This window comes from Flavobacteriales bacterium (assembly GCA_016712535.1).
GTDB lineage: Bacteria > Bacteroidota > Bacteroidia > Flavobacteriales_F > PHOS-HE28 > PHOS-HE28.
The window spans coordinates 83629-105152 of the sequence record JADJQW010000003.1; the positions used below are offsets into that span (position 1 = coordinate 83629).

At 62.7% G+C, this 21524-nt stretch carries 16 protein-coding genes; 9 read left to right on the top strand and 7 right to left on the bottom strand.

What is annotated here, in order from left to right; genetic code table 11:
* Position 1: 1 nt before the first annotated feature.
* Genes IPK70_10535 through recQ form a run of 3 tightly spaced genes read right to left on the bottom strand, consistent with a single transcriptional unit; the run spans position 2 to position 2762 of the window.
* Positions 2-169 (bottom strand): hypothetical protein, encoded by a 168-nt coding sequence (locus tag IPK70_10535; GenBank protein ID MBK8227597.1) that lies wholly within the window; start codon positions 167-169, stop codon positions 2-4.
* 7 nt (positions 170-176) lie between these two features.
* The gene (locus tag IPK70_10540) at positions 177-512 is read right to left on the bottom strand and encodes a hypothetical protein (protein MBK8227598.1); all 336 of its coding nucleotides are present in this window, start codon (positions 510-512) and stop codon (positions 177-179) included.
* A gap of 54 nt (positions 513-566) precedes the next feature.
* Complete coding sequence (recQ, locus tag IPK70_10545; GenBank protein MBK8227599.1) at positions 567-2762, bottom strand: DNA helicase RecQ; 2196 nt, start codon at positions 2760-2762, stop codon at positions 567-569.
* Positions 2763-2983: 221 nt separating this feature from the next.
* Here recQ and tatC point away from each other — a divergent pair, with 221 nt between their 5' ends.
* From tatC to lptB, 3 genes are read left to right on the top strand one after another with little or no spacing between them, the layout of a single operon-like run.
* Entirely contained in the window at positions 2984-3793 is an 810-nt protein-coding gene (gene tatC, locus IPK70_10550) for a twin-arginine translocase subunit TatC (protein MBK8227600.1), read from the top strand.
* Positions 3790-6282, top strand: a complete 2493-nt coding sequence (locus IPK70_10555; protein ID MBK8227601.1) for a carboxypeptidase-like regulatory domain-containing protein — start codon at positions 3790-3792, stop codon at positions 6280-6282. Before tatC ends, IPK70_10555 begins: the two co-directional genes overlap by 4 nt.
* Positions 6279-7010, top strand: coding sequence for an LPS export ABC transporter ATP-binding protein (lptB, locus tag IPK70_10560; GenBank protein MBK8227602.1), 732 nt, complete (start codon positions 6279-6281; stop codon positions 7008-7010). Before IPK70_10555 ends, lptB begins: the two co-directional genes overlap by 4 nt.
* A 4-nt stretch (positions 7011-7014) precedes the next feature.
* On the opposite strand, the gene IPK70_10565 is transcribed toward lptB, so the two are convergent.
* The 3 genes from IPK70_10565 to IPK70_10575 all read right to left on the bottom strand — a co-directional run bounded on the left by IPK70_10565 (position 7015) and on the right by IPK70_10575 (position 9539).
* On the bottom strand, positions 7015-8175 hold the full coding sequence (locus IPK70_10565; GenBank protein ID MBK8227603.1) for a hypothetical protein: 1161 nt from the start codon (positions 8173-8175) through the stop codon (positions 7015-7017).
* Between the two features lie 100 nt (positions 8176-8275).
* Entirely contained in the window at positions 8276-8536 is a 261-nt protein-coding gene (gene purS, locus IPK70_10570) for a phosphoribosylformylglycinamidine synthase subunit PurS (GenBank protein MBK8227604.1), read from the bottom strand.
* 127 nt (positions 8537-8663) lie between these two features.
* On the bottom strand, positions 8664-9539 hold the full coding sequence (locus tag IPK70_10575) for a CDP-alcohol phosphatidyltransferase family protein (GenBank protein MBK8227605.1): 876 nt from the start codon (positions 9537-9539) through the stop codon (positions 8664-8666).
* A gap of 29 nt (positions 9540-9568) precedes the next feature.
* Here IPK70_10575 and IPK70_10580 point away from each other — a divergent pair, with 29 nt between their 5' ends.
* Genes IPK70_10580 through lnt form a run of 4 tightly spaced genes read left to right on the top strand, consistent with a single transcriptional unit; the run spans position 9569 to position 17514 of the window.
* A complete protein-coding gene (locus IPK70_10580) occupies positions 9569-10648 on the top strand; it encodes a PorV/PorQ family protein (protein ID MBK8227606.1) in 1080 nt (359 codons plus the stop codon).
* Positions 10645-12063: a hypothetical protein gene (locus IPK70_10585; GenBank protein ID MBK8227607.1), complete on the top strand. Its 1419-nt coding sequence runs from the start codon at positions 10645-10647 to the stop codon at positions 12061-12063. Before IPK70_10580 ends, IPK70_10585 begins: the two co-directional genes overlap by 4 nt.
* Positions 11981-15817 (top strand): hypothetical protein, encoded by a 3837-nt coding sequence (locus tag IPK70_10590; protein MBK8227608.1) that lies wholly within the window; start codon positions 11981-11983, stop codon positions 15815-15817. The genes IPK70_10585 and IPK70_10590 overlap by 83 nt, the downstream gene beginning before the upstream one ends.
* Positions 15818-15840: 23 nt before the next feature.
* Positions 15841-17514 carry an apolipoprotein N-acyltransferase gene (gene lnt, locus IPK70_10595; GenBank protein ID MBK8227609.1) on the top strand — a complete coding sequence of 558 codons (1674 nt, stop codon included), beginning with the start codon at positions 15841-15843 and terminating at the stop codon, positions 17512-17514.
* Here the strand turns inward: lnt and IPK70_10600 are convergent.
* Positions 17500-18822, bottom strand: a complete 1323-nt coding sequence (locus IPK70_10600) for a hypothetical protein (GenBank protein MBK8227610.1) — start codon at positions 18820-18822, stop codon at positions 17500-17502. The genes lnt and IPK70_10600 overlap by 15 nt on opposite strands.
* A gap of 143 nt (positions 18823-18965) precedes the next feature.
* Here IPK70_10600 and IPK70_10605 point away from each other — a divergent pair, with 143 nt between their 5' ends.
* Together IPK70_10605 and tilS are read left to right on the top strand one after the other, a co-directional pair.
* The gene (locus IPK70_10605; GenBank protein ID MBK8227611.1) at positions 18966-20192 is read left to right on the top strand and encodes an anthranilate synthase component I family protein; all 1227 of its coding nucleotides are present in this window, start codon (positions 18966-18968) and stop codon (positions 20190-20192) included.
* Positions 20182-21519 (top strand): tRNA lysidine(34) synthetase TilS, encoded by a 1338-nt coding sequence (gene tilS, locus IPK70_10610; GenBank protein MBK8227612.1) that lies wholly within the window; start codon positions 20182-20184, stop codon positions 21517-21519. Before IPK70_10605 ends, tilS begins: the two co-directional genes overlap by 11 nt.
* Positions 21520-21524: the final 5 nt, after the last annotated feature.

A 21524-nucleotide genomic window follows, 5' to 3' on the forward strand; every position in this document is an offset into this window, starting at 1 on the left:
TTCAGCCCAATAGCGCCCCATGAACCGCGGTCATCACGACGAGGAAGAAAGCAGCCGTGCTGATCGCATGTCGATGCTGCTTCAGATTCCTATGCTGGATGCGCATGATGGCCAGCCATCCGAGGAACAGGATCCAGAAGGCGATCACGATGAAGGCATCGCCGATCATCCAACGCCTAATTCACGATGATATCCTCAACCATCACCACCGGCCTTCCGCCGCGCAGCTGAACCATCAGCTCCACGCTGCTTCCGGAGCGGCCACCCTTGGTCCATAGGTCTAAGCTCAGCTCGAAGGCATCGGGCACGTTGCGCACTGCTCGTGGCCTGATCTCGCGCCAGACGGTCTCTGCCGGCATCACCAGGGCTGCGCCGATATCGTCAAGGGCGCCTTCCATGTCGTCGGCGCTGAGGCCGGCGCCGCCAGAAGCTTCTTCCAGTTCCTCGAAGCGGCGCTCCACGAGCAGCTTCATCACATGCTTGGCAACCAGGCCGAGATCATCGGGGCTCATTGATGCGTCGCTGCAACTCGAAAGGCACTGAACCTTCAACCTGCTCAACCTTCTTCAATTGGCCACCTCGCTCATGAACTTCAGGCGCATCATGCGCAGCTCCTCCTCACTGTAGTCGCCATCGAACTCCTGGTGCGCGGCCTCGATGTCGTCCGTCTCTGCATTGCGGAAGTAGTCCATGATATCCTGCTGCGAGTCGGCCTCCAGGATGTCGTTGAGCTGGTAATTGATATCGAGCTTGGTGCCGCTCATCACGATGCTCTCGAGCTCGGTGAGGAAAGCGGGCATGCTCAGGTTCTTGCTGCGGGCGATGGATTCGAGCGGGATGCGCTTATCGATGTTCTGGATGATGTGCACCTTGTTCATGCTCTTGTTCACCACGTTCCGCACGGTGACCTCGGCCTCGCGCTCGATGTCGTTCTCTTCGACGTACTTGGCGATCAGGTCCACGAAAGGCTTCCCGAATTTCTGCGCCTTGCCGGGCCCGACGCCGGTGATCTGCGTGAGCTCGTCGATGGTGATAGGGTAGCGCATGGTCATCTCCTCGAGCGAGGGGTCCTGGAAGAGCACCCAGGGCTGCAGCTTCAGTTTGTGCGCCTGCTGCTTGCGCAGGTCCTTGAGCATGGCCATGAGCTTCTCATCGGCAGCAGCGCCCGCACGCACGATCGGCTCGTCGTCCACGCCGCCCTCGAAGTCGCTGTAGTCGCGCTCCTTCACGAACTTGATGGACACGGGCTTGGCCAGGAACTTCTTGCCGGCTTCGGTGAGGCTGAGGTTGCCATAGGTCTCGATGTCCTTGTGCAGGAAGCCGCCCACCACGGCCTGGCGCACGATCGCCATCCAGTAGTGGTTGTCCTTGCCCTCGCCCTCACCTTCGCCATAGACCTTGAGCTTGTCGCCCTTGTAGTTCTTGATCTCGCTGGTCTCCGTGCCGGTGAGCAGGTCGCAGATGAACTTGGAGCGGTGGCGCTCCTTGCTCTCCTTCACGGCGCGCAGCACCAGGGCCAGGTCATCCTTGGCCTCGAATTGCTCGCGCGGGTTCAGGCAGTTGTCGCAGCTCTTGCAGTTGTCCTTGCCGTACACCTCGCCGAAGTAGTAGAGCAGGAATCGGCGGCGGCACATGCTGGTCTCGGCGAAGCTCACGGTATCGGCCAGCAGCTGTCGGCCAATCTCCTGCTCGGCCACGGGCTTGCCTTGCAGGAACTTCTCGAGCTTCTCGATGTCCTTGTAGCTGTAGAAGGCCACGCACTTGCCCTCACCGCCATCGCGCCCGGCGCGCCCGGTCTCCTGGTAATAGCTCTCCAGGCTCTTGGGGATGTCGTGGTGGATGACGAAGCGCACATCGGGCTTGTCGATGCCCATGCCGAAGGCGATGGTGGCCACGATCACGTCCACATCCTCCATGAGGAATTGATCCTGATGGCTGGCGCGCTGGCTGGCGTCCATGCCGGCGTGGTAGGGCAGGGCCTTGATGCCATTGACGTTGAGCATCTGGGCGGTCTCCTCCACTTTCTTCCGGCTGAGGCAATAGACGATGCCGCTCTTGCCGGCGTGCTGCTTGATGAAGCGGATGATCTCGCGCTGCACGTCCTTCTTGGGGCGGATCTCGTAGTTGAGGTTCGGCCGGTTGAAGCTGTCCTTGTAAACCACGGCATCGGGGATGTCGAGGTTCTTGAGGATGTCCTCTTGCACCTTCTCCGTGGCGGTTGCCGTGAGGGCGATGACCGGAACGCCCTGGATCTCGTTGAAGATGGTGCGCAGGCGGCGGTACTCCGGGCGGAAGTCGTGGCCCCATTCGCTGATGCAGTGCGCTTCGTCGATGGCGAAGAAGCTGATCTTGATGTCGCGCAGGAACTCCGTGTTCTCCTTCTTGGTGAGGCTCTCGGGCGCCACGTACAGGATCTTGGTGCGCCCGGCGGCGATGTCCTCGCGCACGCGCAAGGTCTCGTTGCGGGTGAGCGAGCTGTTGAGGAAGTGCGCCACGCCCTCCACGTCGCTGAAGCCGCGCAAGGCGTCCACCTGGTTATTCATCAAGGCGATAAGGGGGCTCACCACGATGGCGGTGCCCTCCATCATGATGGCGGGCAGCTGGTAGCAGAGGCTCTTGCCGCCGCCTGTGGGCATGATCACGAAGGTGTCGCGCCCATCGAGGACGCTCTGGACGATGGCCTCCTGCTCACCTTTGAACTTCTTGAAGCCGAAGAACTGCTCGAGCGCCGCTTTGGGCGTCAGGTCGATGTTGATCATCATGATATGAATGGCCGGTGCCTCGGCCTTGAGATTGAACGCTCGAATGTATGGCGGCGGCTCCGTTCAACAATTAGCCCCATCCCAACGTTCGTTAAGCGCAATGATCGAAGAGGCGCGTTGAAAAGTGCTCCGCCGGCGAAGGCCCGCGCGATGGGCCGCGTCTATCTTTGGCCGGGCCGCTAAGGCCGTTTTCCCCGCGATTGGCAAGGGCTGGCAACGAAATGACATTCCTGGAGCACCTGGAGGAGCTCCGTTGGACCCTGGTGCGCTCGGCCATCGCCGTTGCCGTAGGATTCGTGCTGGCCTTCATCTTCAAGCGATTCATGTTCGAGGAGATCGTGCTCGCTGCTCGCGACCCCGGCTTCATCACGTACCGGGCCTTTTGCCGCGTCGGCGAATGGGTGGGCATGCCCGAGCTATGCATCAACGACCTGGGCTTCACGCTGCAGAACCTCCCGGTGAGCGGCCAGTTCATGACGCACCTCGCGGTGGCATTCGTAGGCGGCTTCATCCTGGCCTTCCCCTACATTCTATGGGAGTTGTGGCGATTCATCGCGCCTGGCCTCAGCGAGAAGGAGCGGAGGGCATCAAGCATGTTCGTTGGCGTGGGCTCCGTGCTCTTCACGCTGGGCGTTCTCTTCGGGTATTTCCTCCTGGCGCCGCTCACGGTGCAGTTCTTCGGCACTTATCAGGTGAGCCCGACCGTGGCGAACAATTTCGCGCTGGAGAGCTTCATCGGGATCGTGACACAAGTCACCGTCTGGACGGGCCTGGTCTTCGAGCTGCCCCTGCTGGTGCATGTGCTCTCCAAGCTGGGGCTCGTGGGCCCAGCCTTGCTGCGCAAGTACCGGAAGCATGCCTTCGTAGGGCTTCTTGTGCTCGCCGCCATCCTCACTCCGCCCGACGTCATCAGCCAGATCCTTGTGGCCGGGCCGCTCATGCTGCTCTATGAAGTGGGCATCCTCATCAGCGCGCGGACCGAGCGCCAGCGGTTGCGGGCCTCCGCTGCGGCAAAACTCCACGGCGCATGATCCGTGCGTTGATCCGCAGCGCGGCTGTCGCGCTCATGGCTTTCGCCGGCAACATTGCCGGTGCGCAGAGCACGCGCGTGAGCGGCATCGTCACTGATGCGGTCACGGGGGAGACCCTTCCATCCGTGAACATCCTGTTCCGCGACAGCCGTGTGGGCACCACCACCGACATCAACGGCGCGTACAGCATCGATACGTACTATGCCACCGACAGCCTGCTCTTCTCCTTCATCGGCTACGTTCCGCGCATGATGGCCGTGCGGCGCGACAAGGCGCAGGTGATCGATGTGAAGCTCGATCCCAGCGCCACCGCGCTGGGTGAAGTGGTGATCAAGCCCAGCGGCGAGAACCCCGCCTTCGAGATCCTGCGACGGGTGGTGCGCAGCAAGCCCGCGAACAACCGTGAGAAGCTCGAGGCGTACAGCTTCGAGGCCTACAACAAAGTGGAGTTCGACCTGAACAACATCAGCAAGGAGTTCACCGAGAAGAGGATCTTCAGGCCCTTCGCCTTCATCTTCGACAACATCGACAGCACTGGCGCGAAGCCTTACCTGCCGATCTTCATGACCGAGAGCCTCAGCGAGGTGGTGTACCGCCAGAAGCCCCGTGCCCGCAAGGAATTCATCCGTGGCACCAAGGTGAGCGGCATGGAGAACGAGAGCATCTCGCAGTTCATGGGCGACATGTACCAGAACGTGAACATCTACGACAACTTCCTGGTCATCTTCGGCAGGAACTTCATAAGCCCCATCGCCGACGGCGGCAAGGGCTACTACGACTACTACCTCACCGATAGCGCCTTCGTGGGCAGGTTCTGGTGCTACCGCCTCGACTTCAAGCCCAAGCGCCCGCAAGAGCTCGCTTTCGCTGGCACCATGTGGATCAATGACACCACGTATGCCGTTCGCCGCATCGAGGCCGGCATCCCTGAGAAGGCGAACCTCAACTTCGTCCAGGGATTCTGGGTGAAGCAGGAGTACGATCAGGTGAAGCCCGAGGTGTGGATGCTCTCCAAGGATGAACTGGTGGTGGACCTCAACATCGTGCGCGATGCGGGCAAGCCCAACAAGCATCCCGTGCAGGGCCTCTATGGCCGGCGCACCGCGAGCTATCGCGATTTCACCATCAACGAGCTGAAGGACGCCGCGGTGTACGAGGGCGCGGAGGAAGTGGTGATGGCCATCGAGCCTCTGAGCCTGGGCGCCGACTTCTGGGACACGCATCGCCATGAGCAGCTCTCGAAGAAGGAGAGCGACATCTACCACATGGTGGACACGATGAAGCAGATCCCGCGCTTCCGCACCTACATTGACATCGTGAACACAGCGATCACGGGCTACTACCCGTTGGGCGACGTGGAGCTGGGCCCGTATTTCACCACCTACAGCTTCAACCCGGTCGAAGGCAATCGATTCCGGCTCGGCCTGCGCACCAGCAGCCAATGGAGCAGGCGTGTGGAACTCGAGGGCTACACCGCTTATGGCACCACCGATGGCGTGTTCAAGTACGGCTTCGGCGGACGCGGGTTCATCACCAAGGAGCCGCGGCTGATCGGCGGCCTTTACTACCGGCTCGACCTCGAGCAGCTTGGCCAGAGCACCGATGCTTTCCGTCAGGACAACATCCTCTCCAGCACCTTCCGCAGAACGCCCAACAACAAGCTCACGCTGGTCGATGAGTGGCGCGCTTACCTCGATCGCGAGTGGTTCATGGGCTTCAACAGCCTGCTCATGCTGCGCCGCCGGGAGCTCTTCCCGCGCGGGACGCTGGAATACATCACCTTCTCCGATGCCAACGAGCCGTTCGCGCTCAACAGCATCACCACCACGGAGGCCATCTTCAGCACGCGCTTCGCCTACAAGGAGAAGTTCGTGGCCGGCGATTTCACGCGCGTGAGCCTCGGTACCCGCTACCCTTCCCTGGAAGTGATGGTGGCCAAGGGCCTGCAAGGCGTGCTCGGCGGCGATTACGACTATACCAAGCTCAGTGCGCGCCTTTACCACCGCGTTCCCATGGGCACCTTCGGCTTCCTGCGCTATTGGCTGCAAGCCGGGCAGGTGTACAGCGAGCCGCTGCCTTATCCGCTGCTCATCATCCACGCGGGCAACGAGACCTTCTACTTCGATGAGCTCGCCTTCAACACCATGAACTTCTTCGAGTTCGTTAGCGACCGCTACGCCAGCGTGTACATCGATCACCATTTCGATGGCCTCTTCCTCAACCGCATCCCGCTCTTCCGCAGGCTGAAATGGCGCGAGGTGGTGGGCGGCAAGGCCGTCGTTGGCGCCTTGGACCGCAAGCATCTCGGTGAGATGGCGCTGCTGCCGTTCTCCTTCGACCTGAGCGACGGGCCCTTCGCTGAGGTGAGCGTGGGCGTGGAGAACGTCTTCAAGATGCTGCGCTTCGACATGGTGCGGCGCCTCACCTACATGGATCACGCGAACACCAAGCCCTGGGCCTTCCGGGTGCGCATGAACGTCACCTTCTGATGCTGCGCACCGAGAACGTCGTCAAGCGCTACAAGGGCCGCACCGTGGTGGGCGGCGCCAGCGTTGAGGTGCGCCAGGGCGAGATCGTGGGCCTTCTCGGCCCCAATGGCGCGGGCAAGACCACCACCTTCTACATGATCGTGGGGCTGGTGAAGCCCAACAGCGGCCGCGTGATGCTCGATGATACCGAGATCACCGACCTGGCCATGTACAAGCGAGCCAAGCTCGGCATCGGATACCTGCCGCAGGAGGCCAGCGTGTTCCGCAAGCTCAGCGTGGAGGACAACATCCGCGCGATCCTGGAGATGACGGGCAAGACCCGCCGCGAGCAGGAGATGAAACTGGAGCAGCTGCTCGAGGAGTTCAGCCTGAAGCACGTGCGCAAGAGCATGGGCGACGTGCTCAGCGGCGGCGAGCGGCGGCGCACCGAGATCGCGCGCGCGCTGGCCATCGAGCCGCGCTTCATCCTGCTCGATGAGCCCTTCGCGGGCGTGGACCCCATTGCCGTGGAGGACATCCAGAGCATCGTGTGGCAGCTGAAGGAGCGCAACATCGGCGTGCTCATCACCGACCACAACGTGAACGAGACCCTCTCCATCACCGACCGCGCCTACTTGCTCATCGAGGGAAACATCTTCCGCCAAGGCACCGCCGAGGAGCTGGCCGGCGATGAGCAGGTGCGGCTGCGCTACCTGGGCAAGAACTTCGAATTGCGCCGGAAGCGCTGATCATCTAGGCCACGCGCCGCCGCGATGCCATCGCGCACGCGGCAATGAAGGCGAGCTGTGCGATCAGGTATTCGTGGAAGAGGTTGTCCTGCTGCCATGTCGCAGTGAGGACGAAGGATCGGTAGGCGCAGATCGCGACGATGACCGTGATGCCGATCAGCGCGATGGCCTTACCCGGTGATCGGAAGACGCCCAGGAGGCCGGTCCATCCGCCATGCAGATTCACTTCTTCACGCAACGCGATGCCGATCCATGGCCACGCGAGGATCAGCGGCAGCGCGAAGAGCCGGGCCTCTCGCGCGTAGCCGCCAACCAGCACGAGCGGGACATTGAGCGCGAGCACCACGATGAATCCACGGAACCAAGCCGGTGGCGCAGCGGTCCGGTGCCGGAGGACCAGGAACAGCGGAAGCGCGAGGACGAGCACCAGGAAGCCGATGGTCTCGCCGATGCGCTCCGCGCTGAAATTGACGGCGAGGTAACCGGTGCGGCGGGCCAGATCAGCACTTAGCTCTGCTGCGGATGTGCCTTGCGGAGCGATTGCGAGCCAAGCCGCGAACACCACTGTTGCCACTAGGGCAGCGAAGAAGGCCAGTCGGCGGCGACGAGCGATCAGGATGAGGGCCGGCAGCAGGAGCAAGGACGTTTCTCGGGCCATGAGCGCGATGAACAGAACCGGCACGAAGAGCATCCAACGCTGCTGAAGGAGCAGCGATACGGCCGCGAGCAACAGCGCATACTGGATCGGTTCGTCGTAGGTGTAGAGCGGGTCGAACCACGCCATGATCACTGTTGGCGACAGCAGGAAGAGCGCTTGCGACCATAGGGCAGTTCGCTGATCAGCGCCGAGTTGCAGCGCAATGCGGAACACGAGCAGACCGGCTAGGAAGAAGCCGAGCAAGCCGATGGTGATGAATGCGGATCTCGGTGCAGGTCCGAAGCGCGAGAGCAGGTCGATGCTCCACGTGGTCAGCGGCCTTCGCGCGAAAGCGGGATCGCTGCCATCGCTGTGCGCGGCTATCACGGACTCGATGTAGTCGCGCGGCGCGTGCTTCTCATCCCAGGTCTCGGCGCCCCGGTTCAGCATGTTCTCCCAGATTGGCGCGAAGTGCAGCGCCAGCGTGAGCGCCACGAAGGCGAGGCCGAGGAGGAGGCTGCGCTTCATTCAGGTTGGTGCTTGCAGCTCCCGGTGTTCTCCGGGGCGCACGGGCCACGACCGTCTGGTAAGGCATGCAGGTTGCTCAACCTTCAACCTCGGCCAACCTTCAACCCCCAACCTCTTCTACCTGGAAACTGAATCGCTCCATGATCTGGTTGGCCAGGAGCTTCTTGCACGCCTCATCCACCTTGGCCTCGGCGGTCTTCTTGTCGGCGGCTTCAACATGCAGGGTGATGTGCTTGCCGATGCGCACGCCGGTGATCTCGGGCAGGCCCAGGTTGCCCATGGCGCCGGTAACGGCCTTGCCTTGCGGGTCGAGCAGGTTGTCGTGGGGCATCACATCGATGGAGGCGCGGAAGGTCTTCATGGGGAGGTGAGTTGTGGAAGGTCCAGGATTCAAGCTTCAAGCTTCAAGGACCAAGCTTCATACTGCAGGCTTCGAGTACATCGGGGCGCTCTTGATGCTTGAGACTTAAGCCTTGAAGCTTGATGCTTCATTGTGTTTTCGGGAAGAGTTTGCCCCAAAGCGGGCTGAGCAGGTACACGATCAGGATCAAAGGAACGGCGAGGATGCCATACAGCAGCACCAGCACCGCGCCTATGCCCAAGAGCAAGTAGATGACCTCGTTGCCTTTCCACCGCATATGCTTGAATTTGAGGGAAGGGAGGGGGATGGAGGAGAGCATCAGAGCAGCCAAAGCGGTGGCGAGGATGAGCTTTTGGATCGGGTCGGCCATGAATGCGCCTACATGGCTTTGCAGTTCATTCGCGCCGGGGCCATAACGAACACCAATTCCCCATGAGGCGATGCCGAAGGAGGCCCACAACAAGGCGTTCGCTGGAGTTGCCAGTCCGAGGAAGCCTGTGGTTTGCCGGGTATCGCTATTGAACTTGGCCAAGCGCCACATCGAGGCGATCGCGATCATCATGGCACACAGCGCGGTAGCCCAGATAGGCTCTGCGAACAAGTCTCCAGGCCTAACAGCCGGCGGACCGAAATCGCGATGCGCATCTATCGCGAATTGCAGCGCTTTCCATGGGACAATGGCCGAGATGAAAGCTGGCGCCACCCCGAACGTCACCATATCCGCCAGGCTATCCAGCTGCTTGCCCAGTTCGCTTCCCCCGCCTAGCGCACGTGCCGCCAAGCCATCCAGAACATCAAAGAGCGCCCCGATGAACACCAGCCCACACGCGGCTGTTAACTGTCCTTGAGAGGCCAGGAGGATGCTGGCGACCCCGCAGGATAGGTTCGCCGTGGTGAGCAAATCGGGGATCCGGGGCAGCCGCATGTCAATCGAGGCCGAAGGAAGGATAATTTCGGGGCAATGATCCGGGCCACCCCCCGTTGGAGGCTGCGTCAATACCAAGCTGAATGAACACCGTGAAGATGAAGGGGATGCGCAGCGCTGCCGCGATGCTTGCCACCGCGTGCGCCCTAGGGGCCAGTGCGCAGACCGACGCGCCGAAGTACAGCAATGAGTTCCTCGCCGTCGGCGTAGGTGCACGGGCCTTGGGCATGGGCGGCGCCTATGTGAGCGCCGTGAATGATGTTACCAGCGGTTATTGGAACCCGGCAGGCCTCTTAGGCGTGCGCGGCGACCTGCAGGTGGGCGCCATGCACAGCGAATACTTCGCGGGCATCGCCAAGTACGACTACATCGGGCTGGCCAAGCCCATCGATTCGGTGAGCGCCATCGGCTTCAGCTTCATCCGCTTCGGCATCGACAACATCCCCAACACCATCGAGCTGATCGACCCCAGCGGCAACATCGACTACAACCGCATCACCACCTTCAGCAGCGCCGATCACGCCTTCATCCTCAGCTATGCGCGCAAGACGCGGATCACCGGATTGCGCTTGGGCGGCAACGCCAAGGTGATCTACCGCCGGGTGGGCGAGTTCGGCAAGGCCTGGGGCTTCGGCCTCGATGCCGCCGCCCGCTACGAGGTGGACGCTTGGCGCCTGAGCGCTGTGCTGCGCGATGTCACCGGCACCTTCAACGCATGGAGCTACACGCTCGATGAGCGCACCATCGACGTGTTCACGCAGACCGGCAATGAACTGCCCGTGAACAGCGTGGAGGTAACGGTGCCGCGGCTGGTGCTGGGCGGCGCGCGCCAATTCAACTTCGGTCCCAAGTTCGGCCTGGTGGCGGCGCTCGATCTGGAGAACACCTTCGATGGCAAGCGCAACACCTTGATCAAGAGCAAGGCCATCAGCACCGATCCGCGCGTGGGCCTCGAGCTCGGTTATGCGGGCGTGATCTTCGTGCGCATGGGCGTGGGCAACTTCCAGCAGGTCACCGACATCGACGACAAGAAGAAGCTCAGCCTGCAGCCCAACATCGGCGTGGGCCTGAAGATCAAGAGCGTCTCCATCGACTACGCCCTCACCGACATCGGCGATAACAGCGTTGCGCTCTACAGCAACGTCTTCTCCTTGCGCTTCGATCTCTTCAAGCGGCCCTCCTCATGAGAAGAAGCCTGCTCCTCTCGGTCGTCCTCTTTCATCTCGCTGCTGCCTTCGCTCAGCAGCACGGCAACGAATGGATCGACTACGGCAGGAGGCATTTCCGCTTCGACATCTGGGCCGATGGCGTTTACCGTATCGATTCCGCCACCCTTGCGCAGAGCGGCTTCCCCATCGGCACGGTGGACGCGCGCCATCTGATGCTCTTCGGGAAGGAGCAGCAAGTTCCTGTTTATGTGCATGGCGAAGCCGATGGCGTGCTCAACAGTGGCGACTACATCGAGTTCTGGGCGGAGAAGGCCGATGGCGAAGTGGACAAGCGGATGTACCCGTACCCGGACGCGAATCCGAATCCCTACTACAGCCTCTACAACGATACCGCGCGCTACTACCTCACCTGGGATGCAGCTGCCGATGCGAAGCACATGCCCGCGTATGCGAACAGCGATTACGATTCGCATGCGGCTCAGCCCTGGGGATGGCACAATGCCGTGCAGACGTACAACCTCTTCTATTGGTCAGGTCTTTCCATCTATGAGCTTCAGCAAGCAGGCATCGGCACCAGCCTGAGCCCCATGCTGGAGGCCGAGGGCTTCGGCGGCCTTCCGCTCTTCGTGGATGGTGCTGGCAATAACGTGACGCCCCAGGATGTTGCGGTGGCGACGCCTTCAGCCTACACCGGGGCCGGAGCGCCCGATGCACAGGTCCTGGCCACCACCTCCTCCCAGAACAACGTCGGCAACGGCTTCTACATCAACCACCACACGCAATGGCTCTATGGCCCAGGGCTGAGCATCATGGGCAAGGACACAGTGTATAACGGGTCGCGCACCATGCGCGGCAGCTTCACGATGCCTGCCAGCCTGCTCGGCGCCAGCACCACCATCCGGTACAACGTTCCGCACGACCTCAACAACGGCTCCCTCAACCAGATCGGTGCAACTGAGCCGAATTACCTCGACTGGCAGGCCGTGAGCAATGTGCGCATCCGTTACGCGCGCACCTTCAGCGTCGGAGGGCCGGGCCCCGTGCTCTTCGAGGTGCCTGCCATCAGCGACCCGCTGATGCGGATCGACTTCAGCGCCTTCACGGGCACGCCGGTGGTTTATGCTTTCGGCGACAGCGTTCGACGCGTGCTGCCTTCGCTCAACGCTGGCAACTGGCGCAGCCTTTTCCCGCGCATGCCGGGTAATGCTGACACGAAGGTGCGCGTGTTCGCGCTCGAGAACATCCAGTCCGTGACGGCGCTGCGCCCCGTGGGCACCAACGGCTACTTCACCGATTTCGGCTCGCTGGATGTGGACAGCGCCATGCCTGATCGTGACGCATGGCAGCTTGATGGACGGCGCCCTGGCCTATGCGAACTATCGCGAAGGCAGCACCCGCAATCCATACAGCACGCTTGTGGCCGATGTGGATGAGCTCTACGACCAGTTCGGCGGCGGAGTGCCCAAGCACGCCTACAGCATCCGTGCATTCTGCAAGTACCTGCTGGACAATTGGAGCACGCAGCCGCGTGCGCTCTTCCTCATCGGCAAGTCCATCAATTCATGGCAGTCCTTCTTCACCAGCCTGCCTGGCATCCGGCCCAATGTGGGCACCAACTACGCGCGATGCCTGGTGCCTTCCTACGGTTACCCGAGCTCCGACCAGGCCTTCACCACAGGGTTGCTCTTCGATTCACGGCGCATGGATATCCCCGTTGGCCGCTTGAGCGCCAACACCAGCACCGAGGTCTTCAACTACCTGGCGAAGGTTCAGGCCACGGAACAGCAGCCGGTGGCCATCTGGCAGAAGAACGTGCTGCACTTCGCGGGGGGATTCAGCCCAGGGGAGATCAACAACCATGCGCAGAGCCTGCAATGGCTCGGCAACATCGCGGCCGATTCATTGATGGGCGCGAATGTGGTGCCCTTCAAGAAGCAGAGCTCGGCTGTGATCAGCCAGGCCAGCGCCGATAGCGTGCGCAGCTTCATCGAGGATCCCGACAAGGGCACCTCCTTGCTCACCTTCCTCGCGCACGCCTACAGCGCCAGCTTCGACATCACGATCGATGAGCCGCAGAACTACCAGTGGGCGGGCAAGCACCCGATGGTGTTCGGCAATTCCTGCTACATCGGCTACCTCCATGGCAACGGTCCGCCCAGCGCCAGCGAGAAGTGGGTGCTCACGCCGAACGCCGGACCCATCGCATTCTTGGCGGCTTCGGAGCAGGGCTACACGCAGTACTTGTTGTCGTACGCGAACCCCTGGTACGAGAGCCTTTCACGCTTGAACCAGGGCGGGTCCATCGGCGAGCACATGAAGCATGCGGGGCTTTATTCGCAGCAGCTGCAGCCCACGAGCCTCGTCGCGTGGAACGTCCAGAACTTCGCCTTGCAGGGCGATCCCACGCTCACGCTCAATCAGCACAAGCTGCCCGATTACACGGTAGCGCCAAGCCGGATCCTGATCGAGCCCGCTACCATCACGGCCGACCTCGACAGCTTCACCGTGCGCGTGATCGTGGAGAACCAGGGGCGAGCCTTGCAGAATTCCATCAGCGTGGAGCTCACGCGTACGCGCAGCAACGGCGTGGCCACGCAGTACTATAAGTCCCTTACCAATGTGTACCTGCGCGATACGGCGGTGTTCCGCGTGCCGGTGCTCGGCTTCGCCGGCGGGCAGGGGCCCAACCAGTTGAGCGTGCGCGTGGACCTGGAGCCCGACCTCGTTCCGGAGCTGGAGGATGTCGCGAACAACCAGACCAATACCTCGGTCTTCATCAGCAGCGGCGATCTGGTCCCCGTGTGGCCATACGAATACGCGATCGTGCCCGATCCGCAGATGACCCTCAAGGCCAGCACCGGCGACCCGTTCGCGCCGTTGCGGACCTATGTGTTCCAGATCGACACCACGGACCTGTACAACAGTCCCATCATGCAGAGCGCGTCGTTGCAGGCACCGGGCGGCGTGGTGTCTTGGGACCCCTCGGCGATCTTCAGCATCAACAGCATTCAGGACAGCACCGTGTTCTATTGGCGGTGCAGCCTCGATAGCAGCGCCACGGGCACGGGCCAGTACAATTGGTACGAGCGCTCCTTCCAATACATCCCTGAGAAGTGGGGCTGGGGCCAGGCGCATTATTTCCAGTTCAAGAACGACACGTACGCAGGGATCAACTATGACCGGCCCGAACGCGACTTCGATTTCGAAGAGGGCGTGCGCACGCTGCGGGCGAACGTGCTCGGCAATCAGCCTAGCCCAGCCACGGGTTGGGGCATCGAGCTCGCCCAAGTCGATTATGGAGGCTGCGGGGCGGCGGCCTATCATGTGGCGGTCGTGGATCCGGCCACCATGGAGCCTTGGAACACCTACTGGGTGAATGGTGCCACCGGTCAGGTTTACAACCCGCAGAACCAGTTCGGCAACTACAATAACAATGGTGGCTGCCGCAACCGCCCCGAAGGCTACTTCGGCTTCCACACCAGCGATGGCGTGCAACTGGCGGGTCTGCAGAACATGCTCACCAGCGCGATCCCCGACGGGCATCACGTGCTGATCTACACCTGGCGCCACCTGGACAAGTTCGGGACGAATTCGAACGCACCCGGACTTGCAGGCGTGCTCGAACTCGCTGGCCTGCCCTCCTTCGATGCCTTGCAGGACAGCGTGCCTTACATCTGCTACTTCCGCAAGGGCGATCCCAGCACCTTCCGCGACACCATCGCGACATCGCTCACAGAGGAACTGGTTTACAGCATTGCGGTGCAGACCGCATTCGCGCAGGGCAACATCACCACCATGAATGCCGGGCCCGCAGCCAGTTGGCATGGGCTCTATTGGGATGAGGTGCCGGCCTCGCCTACCGACAGCACGCGCATCAAGGTGATCGGCTTCCCTCCGGGCAGCAGCATCGGCGTGCCTTTGCTCGACCTCGAGAGCCCGCTGGATTCCCTGCCTGACTTCGGCGCGGTGATCGATGCGCAGCAATACCCGATCCTGCGCCTGCGCGGCACCTTCCACGACAGCAATGCGAGCGATGCCGTGCCCGCGCAGCTGGAGCGCTGGCAATTGCTCTTCGACCCGGTGCCCGAATGCGCGATCCATCCGCCCTTGGGACTGTACAACGATCTCGAAGGCTACGCCGAAGGACAGCTCGCAGGCGCTGCCGTTGCCGTGCAGAACATCAGTGCCTTCGGCATGGATAGCCTGCTGATCGAAGGCTGGGTGATCGACGCCGCGAACAATCGCCGCTTGGTGCACAGCCGCGTGAACCCTCCCTTGCCTGCGGGCGCGTGGGTGGTGGACACCATGCGATTCAGCACCTTGGACCTGGGTGGGTGGAACACGCTGTTGGTGGAAGCGAATCCGCTGACCTCCAGCTCCGGCCGCGCGCACCAGGCCGAGCAGTACCACTTCAACAACATCGCTTACTGGCGCTTCGAGGTGGAGCAGGACGTGGAGAACCCGATCCTCGACATCACCTTCGATGGCCGCCACATCCTCAACGGCGACATCGTCTCCGCCAGGCCGGAGATCCGCATCACCCTCGACGACGAGAACATGATCCGCTTGCTCGAATCGCCCGCCGATACGGCGAACTTCAAGGTCTTCCTTACCAAGCCTGATGGCAGTCAGGAGCAGATCCGCTTCCGCGATGGCGCGGGCAATGAGGTCATGCGCTTCACCCCAGCCAACGGCCCGGACAACATCGCGCGCATCGACTACAGGCCCATCTTCAATCTCGATGGCAAGCACAACATCACGGTGTTCGCCAACGACCTCTCCGGCAATCGCAGCGGCGACAATGACTACCAAGTGAACTTCGAGGTGATCAACCGGCCCACCATCACCGAGGTGCTCAACTACCCGAACCCCTTCACCACCAGCACGCGCTTCGTGTTCACCGTGACCGGGCAGCAGCCCCCTACGCAGTTGAGGATCCAGATCATGACGGTGACAGGCAAGGTGGTGCGCGAGGTGAGCATGGCCGAGATCGGCCCGTTGTACGTGGGCCGGAACATCACCGAGTTCGCTTGGGACGGCACCGACCAGTTCGGCGACCGGCTCGCGCGCGGCGTCTATCTGTACCGCGTGATGGCCCGCCTCAACGGCGAGGACATCGAGGTGCGCGAGACACAGGCCTCGCAGTACTTCACCAAGGGCTTCGGCAAGATGTACCTGTTGCGCTGAGGCGGGTACTTTCGCCCGCGCCGATGCCGACGCGATCTCAAGTGCTGCTCTGGTCCGCGCTGAGCGGATTGCTCTGGGCGTTGGCGTGGCCTGCGGTGGGCGGCCTGTCGGCCCTTGCCTTCGTAGCCTGGCTGCCCATGCTGCATGCCGAGCGCCTGCATGATCTGCGCTCAGCTGATCGAAAGCGCGCATTCCTCCCGTACGCGTTGCTCGGCCTCTTCGTGTGGAATGCGCTCACCACCTACTGGTTCTATCTGGTGAGCGAGCCGATGGCCACCAAGCTGATCAGCGTTGGCATCCCGGTCGTTGGCAACACGCTGCTCATGGGCATCCCCTGGTGGCTGAGCCGTGCGGTGAAGCGACGGCTCGGTACGGATTTGGGCAGGCTCATGCTCGTTGCGGCCTGGCTCGCTTATGAGCGCCTGCATCACGGCTGGGACCTGCAATGGCCGTGGCTCTCCATCGGCAATGTGTTCGGAACGCAACCCTCGTGGGTGCAGTGGTATGAATACACGGGCATCTTCGGCGGAACACTCTGGGTCTGGCTCGTGTGCTTGGCGATCAACGCCGTCGTCCAGCGATGGGGCAGCATGCGTCGCAGTGCCATGCGCTTTGGCATCCCGGCGTTCGGACTGCTCGCTGTTCCATCCGCCATCTCTGCCTGGCTGGATTTCGCGCGCATGCAGTTCCGCAAGGGTGGCGGCATTGAGGTCGTTGTGGTGCAGCCCAACATCGACCCGTACAAGGAGAAGTTCGGCGGGGTGGATCCGCTGGAGCAATTGGACCGCATGCTCGCGCAAGCCGAAGAGCGCATCACCGATCAGACGCGCTTGGTGGTGTTCCCCGAAACGGCCCTGCAGGAGAGCGCCACCATGCACTTCACCGATCAGGGCATCGAGTTCAACGGGCTCTGGGAGAACGATCTCGAAGGCGCTCGCAGCGTGCGGCGCATCAGGGCGTTCCAGCGCGCGCACCCGCAAGCGGCCATGCTCGTGGGCATGAGCAGCGACCGGTGGTTCGCGCCGCGGGACGAGCGGCCGAGCACAGCCAGGCCCATTCGCGGAAGCAACCACTGGTACGAAGCGTACAACGCGGCGCTTTGGATGCCTGCGCAAGGCGCGATCGAGAGCTATCACAAGAGCAAGCTCGTGGCCGGCGTGGAGCTGATGCCTTTCGAGGAGGTGCTCGGCCCGCTGGGCGAATTCGCGCTGGACCTTGGCGGCACTACCGGGAGCCTCGGTCAGCAAGCCGAGCGGAGCGTGCTGCGCGATGCCTCTTCCGGCCTTGCCATGGTGCCCGCCATCTGCTATGAATCGGTCTTCGGCGAGCACATCGCGGCGCATGTGCGCAACGGCGGTGAGCTGATCGCCGTGATGACCAACGATGGCTGGTGGGGCACATCGCCGGGTTACAGGCAGCACTTGGCCTTCTCTTCGCTCCGCGCGATCGAGACGCGCCGCACCATCGTGCGTTCAGCGAACACGGGCATCTCCTGCATCGTCGATGAGCGCGGCCGCATCGCTCACGCAACGGACTGGTGGGTGCCCGCCGCCTTCAGCGCTCGGGTGCAGCCCAATGCCGAGATCACCTTCTTCGTGCGCCATGGCGACCTTATCGGCCGCGCTGCGGTGCTCATCTTCTTCGCGCTGTTGGCCTTCGCACTGATCGCACCGCGGCTGCGCTCACGGGCGGCATAGAAGCACCTTGCGCGTGAGCAGCGCTTCGCGAGCTTGAACGCTCACCGTGTAGAGGCCATGCGCGGCGTCGTGCGGCAAGGCGATCGCGTTGATCCCGCTGGATAGCACAACGCCATCCTGTTGCGCGATGAGCTTGCCTGCCATGTCCAGCAAGCGGAGCGATGCCGTCTGTTCCAGCGGCGAATCGATCAGGAGGTTAAGCAGGCCGTCGCTGTCCCAAGCGTTCACCAATGCGATGGTCCCATGGCCGCAGCGGACGAATGCAGCAGGGCTCTCGGCCTGCGAGCCATCGAGGTCAACCAGTTGAAGGCGGTAGTACGCGGAGCCCAGCGGGCGCTCATCCACGAAGGCGTAATCAACCAAGCTCACGCTCTGTCCGGCGGCCTGCACCTGTCCGATGGTGCTGTACGATTCGCCATCGCCGCTGCGCTCAATGACGAAGTGGCTGCTGCCTTGCTCACTGGCCGTGTTCCAATAGAGGCGGACGCGGCCATCATCGCAGTTCGCCTCGAAGCGGAGCAGTTCCACGGGCAGGGGTTGAAGGACGTTGCTGAGCGTCCACGAGCGGAAGAAATCGGCAGCAGGCACATTCACATTCGTCACCGAGTTCACCGCGCCGGTGGCGAAGGTGCCGGCCGGCCAGTAATCGCCCCACCATTGCGGGCCGGGGTTGAAGCGTTGCGCCCCGACCGGGCTCGCGCCGGTGATCGCATTGCCGGTGCGCACATCGCCAGTGGCGGCTCCGGGATCCACCGTGAAGCCGAGGCGGATGCTCGGCTTCGAGGAATAGGTGAACGCTGGCGCCGCATAGGGGTCTACCAGCCAGAAGCGGTCCACCACGTTATCGGAATTGTTAGACGGCGGGCCCACATAGTAGTTGTGCATGTGGGTGACGTCGCTAGGGCGGTAGGTGTTGTTGTCCCAGTTGTTCCCCGCGATCCCGCCGTAGTTGTAGGTGCTGAAGCAGATGCTCGCCTGGGCCTCATTCGACCCGCCTCCAACGGCTTCGTACGTGAAGGGCATCTTCACGCCATTCGCCGTGGTGAAGGGGATGGTGTAAACGCCAGCGGTATTGCGGATCTGCCAACGCAGCCGGTTGAATTCCCCTTCGCTGCGGAGGTTGCCGCCGGTGCCCAAGGTCTGTACGCCCACGTTGGTGGGCTCTTCCACCACCACCCATGCGCCATTGTCGATTCGCAGCCACGCGTTGTTGTTGAAGACGATGCGCGCTTGGCCGAGGACAAGGGTCGCGCTTGCCAAGGCAGCCCACAGCAGGGCGGCCGTTCGGTGGCAAGCGTTGGCGTTCATGCGGTCCGGCGATTGATAGTCGCAAGGTAGGTGGATCCAGATTCGCCCGGACCGGTGCGCGACCCGCCGGAGCGCGGATCGAGTGAGCGGTGCGCGGATACCTTGGCCCCGTCGCCTGAGCATGGCGCGGCGGCGAAAGAAGCATGCGCGAACGCGTCCCTTTGCCTGCCGATGTCCGCTTCCATCCGACCGCCTTACGTGGGCATGACGTGTTCCAGTACCGGCGGGTTGCCGACCAGCGCCGTGCGCTGCTGGCCGTGGGCGTGCGTGAGGCGGGTGAAGAGCCGCGCTTCGATGCCGCAGGCCGTGCAGGAGATTGGTGGTTCGGTCACATGGCCTACGGGTACAAGGATCGCCTGGAGGCCTTGACGAGCCGCTGCGCGGATGGCTTCAATTGGCCGTTGACCAGCTGGTTCGTGCCGCGTTGGGTGCTTGAATGGGACGCTGATGGAGTGTCGCTGCACGTTCATGCGGAAGACCGCGCGAAGGGTCTCGACTTCGCCGAGGAGCTGCTGGCACGCGCGGATGCTATAGACGGTTCACAGCGGGTCGCGTGGGAATCGCCGACGAGCAAGGCTGACCACCTCTTCCATGCGGAGGCCCTGCTGAGGCATATCCAGCGCGGCGACATCTACGAGGTCAACTACTGCATCGCCCACGAAGCCATCGATCACGCCTTCGACCCCTTCACTGCCTTCGACGCCCTGCTCGCGCGCACCGATGCTCCCTTCGCGGGCTTCTATCGCATGGGCCACCGGTTCGCCTTGTGCTGCTCACCAGAGCGCTTCATCGCCTTCGACGGCCTTCATATGCGCGGTGAGCCGATGAAGGGCACGCGTCCGCGCGGAGCGGATGCTGAACAGGACATCAGGCTCCGCGATGAGCTGGCCAACGACCCCAAGGAACGCAGCGAGAACGTGATGGCGCTAGACGTGATGCGCAACGATTTCTCGCGCGTGTCGGTGCCTGGCACGGTACGGGTGCCGGAGCTCTTCGGCGTGCGCACGCATCCCAGGGTGCATCAACTCGTGAGCGTGGTCGAGGCGCAGCGCGCTCCCGTATTCACGCCATTCGACGCGGTGAAGGCCGCCTTCCCTCCGGCCAGCATGACCGGCGCCCCGAAGATCCGCGCCATGCAGCTGATCGATGCGCACGAGGCGCGCGCGCGCAGCCTCTACAGCGGAACCATGGGCTTCTTCGCCCCCGACGGCAAGGCAGACCTGAATGTGGTGATCCGCACCGTGCTCTTCGATCGGTCCACGGGGAAACTCGCGGTGCCCACGGGCAGCGCACTCACCGCGAAATGCGACCCTGCCGCGGAATGGGAGGAGTGCCTCGTGAAATTCAACAGCATCGCCGATGGCATTTGACCTGATCGATGCCGTGGAGCGCTTCATCCGTCGCGAACGGTTGCTGGCGCCGCGCGAGGCCTTGTTCGTTGCCGTGAGCGGCGGCATCGACAGCATGGTGCTGCTGCACGTGCTGCGCAGGCTGGGCCACGCGTGCACCGCCCTGCATGTGAACCACGGACTGCGTGGCGCGGAGAGCGATGGGGATGAGGGCTTCGTGCGCGCGTATTGCGAGCAGGAGGGCATCGCGTTCCGCTCGGCGCGCGTGGATGTAAGCGCGCTCAAGGCGGAAGAGCCGGTCTCCACCCAGATGGCAGCGCGCCTGCTGCGCTATGAGTGGATCGATGAGATGATGGGCCCTGTCGGGGCTGCGCGCTGCGCCCTCGGCCATCATGCGGACGATGTGGTGGAGACCCTCTTCATCAATCTGCTCCGCGGCACGGGCCGCTGGGGCTGGGGTGCCATGGGCCCGCGACGGGGCGATTACATCAGGCCGCTGCTGCTCGTCCATCGTTCCGACATCGAGGCTTATGCCCGCGAGCAGGGCATCCGGTGGCGGGAGGATTCGAGCAACACCAGCGAGCAGTACCAGCGCAACCGCATACGCCATGAGCTCCTGCCGCTGCTCGAGTCCATCCGGCCTGGATCGCAGCGCACCATCGCCCGCTCGGCGCGCCTCCTGCGTCACCTCACGCAATTGGGCAATGAGGCTGTTCAACGCTACACTGAGGGGATGCCGCTTGGCACCGATCTCGTGCAACGCATCCCATTCACCTCGATTGAAGGCGATGAGCATGGCTGGATCTACCTCTACTCGACCCTGCGCGGGTTCGGTTTCCATCCGGACATCGTTGACCGGGTGCAGGATGCCATCGCGGAACGCGTGACGGGCGCCATCTTCGAGAGTCACGAATGCCAGGTGCTCGTGGATCGCGAGGCACTCATCGTGAAGCCGTTGGAGCCAACGAATGCCGCATGGATTCGGATCGATCTGCAAGCGGGGAACGGCACGGGCAATGGATTCTGCTGGGGCATGGAGAGCGGTCCACCGGCTGAAACACCAGCCGACATGCTCGTGGCCTTGCTCGATGCCGACCGCCTGGGTGATCCTCTGATCCTGAGACCCTGGAGGCCCGGAGACCGCATGCGGCCCATCGGATTGGGAGGCAGCAAGCTCGTCAGCGACATCCTCATCGACGCCAAGGTTCCAAGGACCGAGAAGGATTCTGTCCACGTGCTGGTGAATGGCAATGGCGAGATCGCATGGCTCGTGGGCCATCGCATCGGAGAGGGCTATCAGGCCACGGCAACCACCCGGTGGACCCTGCGCATTGGCGCGGTTCGATAACCCGG

Bases quoted from the DNA above. Each gene is read 5' to 3' on its own strand.
- IPK70_10535 (MBK8227597.1), bottom strand. From the start codon at position 169: ATGATCGGCGATGCCTTCATCGTGATCGCCTTCTGGATCCTGTTCCTC.
- IPK70_10540 (MBK8227598.1), bottom strand. From the start codon at position 512: ATGAGCCCCGATGATCTCGGCCTGGTTGCCAAGCATGTGATGAAGCTG.
- recQ (MBK8227599.1), bottom strand. From the start codon at position 2,762: ATGATGATCAACATCGACCTGACGCCCAAAGCGGCGCTCGAGCAGTTC.
- tatC (MBK8227600.1), top strand. From the start codon at position 2,984: ATGACATTCCTGGAGCACCTGGAGGAGCTCCGTTGGACCCTGGTGCGC.
- IPK70_10555 (MBK8227601.1), top strand. From the start codon at position 3,790: ATGATCCGTGCGTTGATCCGCAGCGCGGCTGTCGCGCTCATGGCTTTC.
- IPK70_10565 (MBK8227603.1), bottom strand. From the start codon at position 8,175: ATGAAGCGCAGCCTCCTCCTCGGCCTCGCCTTCGTGGCGCTCACGCTG.
- purS (MBK8227604.1), bottom strand. From the start codon at position 8,536: ATGAAGACCTTCCGCGCCTCCATCGATGTGATGCCCCACGACAACCTG.
- IPK70_10580 (MBK8227606.1), top strand. From the start codon at position 9,569: ATGCGCAGCGCTGCCGCGATGCTTGCCACCGCGTGCGCCCTAGGGGCC.
- IPK70_10585 (MBK8227607.1), top strand. From the start codon at position 10,645: ATGAGAAGAAGCCTGCTCCTCTCGGTCGTCCTCTTTCATCTCGCTGCT.
- IPK70_10590 (MBK8227608.1), top strand. From the start codon at position 11,981: ATGGACGGCGCCCTGGCCTATGCGAACTATCGCGAAGGCAGCACCCGC.
- lnt (MBK8227609.1), top strand. From the start codon at position 15,841: ATGCCGACGCGATCTCAAGTGCTGCTCTGGTCCGCGCTGAGCGGATTG.
- IPK70_10600 (MBK8227610.1), bottom strand. From the start codon at position 18,822: ATGAACGCCAACGCTTGCCACCGAACGGCCGCCCTGCTGTGGGCTGCC.
- IPK70_10605 (MBK8227611.1), top strand. From the start codon at position 18,966: ATGCGCGAACGCGTCCCTTTGCCTGCCGATGTCCGCTTCCATCCGACC.
- tilS (MBK8227612.1), top strand. From the start codon at position 20,182: ATGGCATTTGACCTGATCGATGCCGTGGAGCGCTTCATCCGTCGCGAA.